The sequence below is a fragment of the Micromonospora sp. S-DT3-3-22 genome, assembly GCF_015354745.1.
GTDB lineage: Bacteria > Actinomycetota > Actinomycetes > Mycobacteriales > Micromonosporaceae > Micromonospora > Micromonospora wenchangensis.
On sequence record NZ_JACGMO010000219.1, the window covers coordinates 1 to 5,398 of the forward strand.

The 5,398-nt window shown below is 57.7% G+C and carries 3 rRNA genes; all 3 read left to right on the top strand.

Annotation, left to right across the window (positions count from 1 at the left end):
* The first annotated feature begins 152 nt into the window (after window positions 1–152).
* Window positions 153–1,667, top strand: a 16S ribosomal RNA gene (locus H1A17_RS33250).
* Between the two features lie 393 nt (window positions 1,668–2,060).
* Window positions 2,061–5,170, top strand: a 23S ribosomal RNA gene (locus H1A17_RS33255).
* A 94-nt stretch (window positions 5,171–5,264) separates the two neighbouring features.
* Window positions 5,265–5,381, top strand: a 5S ribosomal RNA gene (gene rrf / locus H1A17_RS33260).
* The 16S, 23S and 5S rRNA genes sit together here, the layout of an rRNA operon.
* Window positions 5,382–5,398: the final 17 nt, after the last annotated feature.

Genomic DNA, 5,398 nt, shown 5'->3' on the forward strand with positions numbered 1-5,398 from the left:
TGGTGTGTGGTTGTTCTTTGAGAACTCAACAGGGTGCTTGTAAAGCCAGTGCCAATTGTTTTATACCCCGTGCCGGCTGAATCTTCGGGTTTGGTTGGTTTGGGATTCCTTTGGCAACATGTTTGTTGTCGGGATTGCTGTTCGACAGGTTTTTGTTGGAGAGTTTGATCCTGGCTCAGGACGAACGCTGGCGGCGTGCTTAACACATGCAAGTCGAGCGGAAAGGCCCTTCGGGGTACTCGAGCGGCGAACGGGTGAGTAACACGTGAGTAACCTGCCCTAGGCTTTGGGATAACCCTCGGAAACGGGGGCTAATACCGGATATGACCTCCTGTCGCATGGTGGGGGGTGGAAAGTTTTTCGGCCTGGGATGGGCTCGCGGCCTATCAGCTTGTTGGTGGGGTGATGGCCTACCAAGGCGACGACGGGTAGCCGGCCTGAGAGGGCGACCGGCCACACTGGGACTGAGACACGGCCCAGACTCCTACGGGAGGCAGCAGTGGGGAATATTGCACAATGGGCGGAAGCCTGATGCAGCGACGCCGCGTGAGGGATGACGGCCTTCGGGTTGTAAACCTCTTTCAGCAGGGACGAAGCGCAAGTGACGGTACCTGCAGAAGAAGCGCCGGCCAACTACGTGCCAGCAGCCGCGGTAAGACGTAGGGCGCGAGCGTTGTCCGGATTTATTGGGCGTAAAGAGCTCGTAGGCGGCTTGTCGCGTCGACCGTGAAAACTTGGGGCTCAACCCCAAGCCTGCGGTCGATACGGGCAGGCTAGAGTTCGGTAGGGGAGACTGGAATTCCTGGTGTAGCGGTGAAATGCGCAGATATCAGGAGGAACACCGGTGGCGAAGGCGGGTCTCTGGGCCGATACTGACGCTGAGGAGCGAAAGCGTGGGGAGCGAACAGGATTAGATACCCTGGTAGTCCACGCTGTAAACGTTGGGCGCTAGGTGTGGGGGGCCTCTCCGGTTCCCTGTGCCGCAGCTAACGCATTAAGCGCCCCGCCTGGGGAGTACGGCCGCAAGGCTAAAACTCAAAGGAATTGACGGGGGCCCGCACAAGCGGCGGAGCATGCGGATTAATTCGATGCAACGCGAAGAACCTTACCTGGGTTTGACATGGCCGCAAAACTTCCAGAGATGGGAGGTCCTTCGGGGGCGGTCACAGGTGGTGCATGGCTGTCGTCAGCTCGTGTCGTGAGATGTTGGGTTAAGTCCCGCAACGAGCGCAACCCTCGTTCGATGTTGCCAGCGCGTTATGGCGGGGACTCATCGAAGACTGCCGGGGTCAACTCGGAGGAAGGTGGGGATGACGTCAAGTCATCATGCCCCTTATGTCCAGGGCTTCACGCATGCTACAATGGCCGGTACAATGGGTTGCGATGCCGTGAGGTGGAGCGAATCCCAAAAAGCCGGTCTCAGTTCGGATCGGGGTCTGCAACTCGACCCCGTGAAGTCGGAGTCGCTAGTAATCGCAGATCAGCAACGCTGCGGTGAATACGTTCCCGGGCCTTGTACACACCGCCCGTCACGTCACGAAAGTCGGCAACACCCGAAGCCGGTGGCCCAACCCTTGTGGAGGGAGCCGTCGAAGGTGGGGCTGGCGATTGGGACGAAGTCGTAACAAGGTAGCCGTACCGGAAGGTGCGGCTGGATCACCTCCTTTCTAAGGAGCACCATCCGGTGAAAGCCGGTATGGAGCCCGCGGCCTGCGGATGTCGGGTCGGGGTGCTCAGATGGCGGAGACACTGGCGAGTTTGTGTCCGGCAACGGCCGGGATACCTAGTACAGCTGCTCTTCGGGGTGGTGGGAACGGTTCCTTCTGGTGCGGCTGGGTAGGAGCGTATAGCACCCTGTTGGGTCCTGAAGGAACAACCTGAGGTTGTTTTTTCGGAGGACTGTTCTGGAGCGTGAGCTTCGGTGGTCTGCCAGGCATGGCCTGGTCTCGCATACCGGATTCTGTTCTGCCTGTGGGTGGGGTGGGGTTGCTGGTGTGGGGCTGTGGGGTTGTGGGTTGGTTGTTTGTTGAGAATTGCACAGTGGACGCGAGCATCTTTGTGGTCAAGTTGTCAAGGGCGAACGGTGGATGCCTTGGCACCAGGAGCCGATGAAGGACGTGGGAGGCCGCGATAGGCCTGGGGGAGCTGTCAACCAAGCTGTGATCCCAGGGTGTCCGAATGGGGAAACCTGGCACCAGTCATGTGGTGTCACCCGCACCTGAACACATAGGGTGTGTGGGGGGAACGCGGGGAAGTGAAACATCTCAGTACCCGTAGGAAGAGAAAACAATTTAGTGATTCCGTGAGTAGTGGCGAGCGAAAGCGGATTGAGGCTAAACCGGTTGCGTGTGATACCTGTCAGGGGTTGCGTGGTCGGGGTTGTGGGACCCTGCTGAACGAGCTGACACTTGTTCGAGGAGTTATAAAGTCAGTGGCTAGCCGAATGGTGTGGAAAAGCCAACCGTAGTCGGTGAGAGTCCGGTAGGTGAAAGTTGCTGATCTTCTGTGGGTGTTCCCGAGTAGCGGCGGACTCCTGTAATCTGCCGTGAATCTGCCAGGACCACCTGGTAAGCCTAAATACTTCCTGGTGACCGATAGCGGACGAGTACCGTGAGGGAATGGTGAAAAGTACCCCGGGAGGGGAGTGAAATAGTACCTGAAACCGTTCGCCTACAATCCGTCGGAGCCTTGCGGGGTGACGGCGTGCCTTTTGAAGAATGAGCCTGCGAGTTAGTGGCATGTGGCGAGGTTAACCCGTGTGGGGGAGCCGTAGCGAAAGCGAGTCTGAAGAGGGCGTTTGAGTCGCATGTTCTAGACCCGAAGCGGAGTGATCTAGCCATGGGCAGGCTGAAGCGCGGGTAAGACCGCGTGGAGGGCCGAACCCACCAACGTTGAAAAGTTGGGGGATGATCTGTGGTTAGGGGTGAAAGGCCAATCAAACTCCGTGATAGCTGGTTCTCCCCGAAATGCATTTAGGTGCAGCGTCGTGTGTTTCTTGCCGGAGGTAGAGCACTGGATGGTCTAGGGGGCCTACAAGCTTACCGAAATCAGCCAAACTCCGAATGCCGGTAAGTGAGAGCGCGGCAGTGAGACTGCGGGGGATAAGCTTCGTAGTCGAGAGGGAAACAGCCCAGATCACCAGCTAAGGCCCCTAAGCGTGTGCTAAGTGGAAAAGGATGTGGGGTCGCATAGACAACCAGGAGGTTGGCTTAGAAGCAGCCACCCTTTAAAGAGTGCGTAATAGCTCACTGGTCAAGTGGTTCCGCGCCGACAATGTAGCGGGGCTCAAGCACACCGCCGAAGCTGTGGCATTCACATTTTAATCTCGCTTGGACGTGATTCCTTGTGCAGGTGTGTGGATGGGTAGGGGAGCGTCGTGCCGGGGGTGAAGCAGCGGGGTGACCTAGTTGTGGACGCGGCACGAGTGAGAATGCAGGCATGAGTAGCGAAAGAAGGGTGAGAAACCCTTCCGCCGGATGACCAAGGGTTCCAGGGCCAGGCTAATCCGCCCTGGGTGAGTCGGGACCTAAGGCGAGGCCGAGAGGCGTAGTCGATGGACAACGGGTTGATATTCCCGTACCCGCGAAGGAGCGCCCGTGATGAACCTCGTTGTGCTAACCACCCGAGCTGGCTGATGTCTTCGGACGGATGTTGGGGAGCGTGGGAACCTGGCGGGTAGTAGTCAAGCGATGGGGTGACGCAGGAAGGTAGCTGAGCCCGGCCGGTGGTTGTGCCGGGGTAAGCGTGTAGGCCGACATGTAGGCAAATCCGCATGTCATGGGGCTGAGACGTGATGCCGAGCCGATTCAGGTGAAGTCAGTGATCCTATGCTGCCGAGAAAAGCCTCTAGCGAGTTTCGAGCGGCCCGTACCCCAAACCGACACAGGTGGTCAGGTAGAGAATACCGAGGCGATCGGGCGAACTGTGGTTAAGGAACTCGGCAAATTGCCCCCGTAACTTAGGGAGAAGGGGGGCCGGAGACGTGAAGCCCCGTGCGGGTGGAGCGTTGTATGGCCGCAGAGAGCAGGGGGAAGCGACTGTTTACTAAAAACACAGGTCCATGCGAAGAAGTAATTCGATGTATATGGACTGACGCCTGCCCGGTGCTGGAACGTTAAGGGGACCTGTTAGCTCTTTGGGGCGAAGCGGAGAACTTAAGCGCCAGTAAACGGCGGTGGTAACTATAACCATCCTAAGGTAGCGAAATTCCTTGTCGGGTAAGTTCCGACCTGCACGAATGGCGTAACGACTTCCCCACTGTCTCAACCACAGGCCCGGCGAAATTGCAGTACGAGTAAAGATGCTCGTTACGCGCGGCAGGACGGAAAGACCCCGGGACCTTTACTATAGCTTGACATTGGTATCTGAATGGGCTTGTGTAGGATAGGTGGGAGCCGGTGAAACCTGTACGCCAGTATGGGTGGAGGCAATCTTGAAATACCACTCTGGTTGATTTGGGTATCTAACTTCGGACCGTTATCCGGTTCAGGGACAGTGTCTGGTGGGTAGTTTAACTGGGGCGGTTGCCTCCTAAAGGGTAACGGAGGCGCCCAAAGGTTCCCTCAGCCTGGTTGGCAATCAGGTGTTGAGTGCAAGTGCACAAGGGAGCTTGACTGTGAGACTGACAGGTCGAGCAGGGACGAAAGTCGGGACTAGTGATCCGGCACTTGCGTGTGGAAGCGGTGTCGCTCAACGGATAAAAGGTACCCCGGGGATAACAGGCTGATCTTCCCCAAGAGTCCATATCGACGGGATGGTTTGGCACCTCGATGTCGGCTCGTCGCATCCTGGGGCTGTAGCAGGTCCCAAGGGTTGGGCTGTTCGCCCATTAAAGCGGTACGCGAGCTGGGTTTAGAACGTCGTGAGACAGTTCGGTCCCTATCCGCCGTGCGCGTAGGATACTTGAGAAGGGCTGTCCCTAGTACGAGAGGACCGGGACGGACGAACCTCTGGTGTGCCAGTTGTCCCGCCAGGGGCACGGCTGGTTAGCTACGTTCGGAAGGGATAACCGCTGAAAGCATCTAAGCGGGAAGCCTGCTTCAAGATGAGGTATCCCACCCCACTTTGTGGGGGTAAGGCCCCCAGCTAGACGACTGGGTTGATAGGCCGGAAATGTAAGCTCGGTAACGGGTTCAGTTGACCGGTACTAATAGGCCGAGGACTTGATAACAAGGCTGCTACGCGTCCACTGTGCAACTCTGAACAAACACCAAACAACCCCCCACAGGTGTGGGTGTGTGTGTTGTTTGATATGTTCATAGTGTTACGGCGGTCATGGCGGAGGGGAAACGCCCGGTCACATTCCGAACCCGGAAGCTAAGCCCTCCAGCGCCGATGGTACTGCACTCGGGAGGGTGTGGGAGAGTAGGACACCGCCGGACAACCTTTCCAGTCGAGG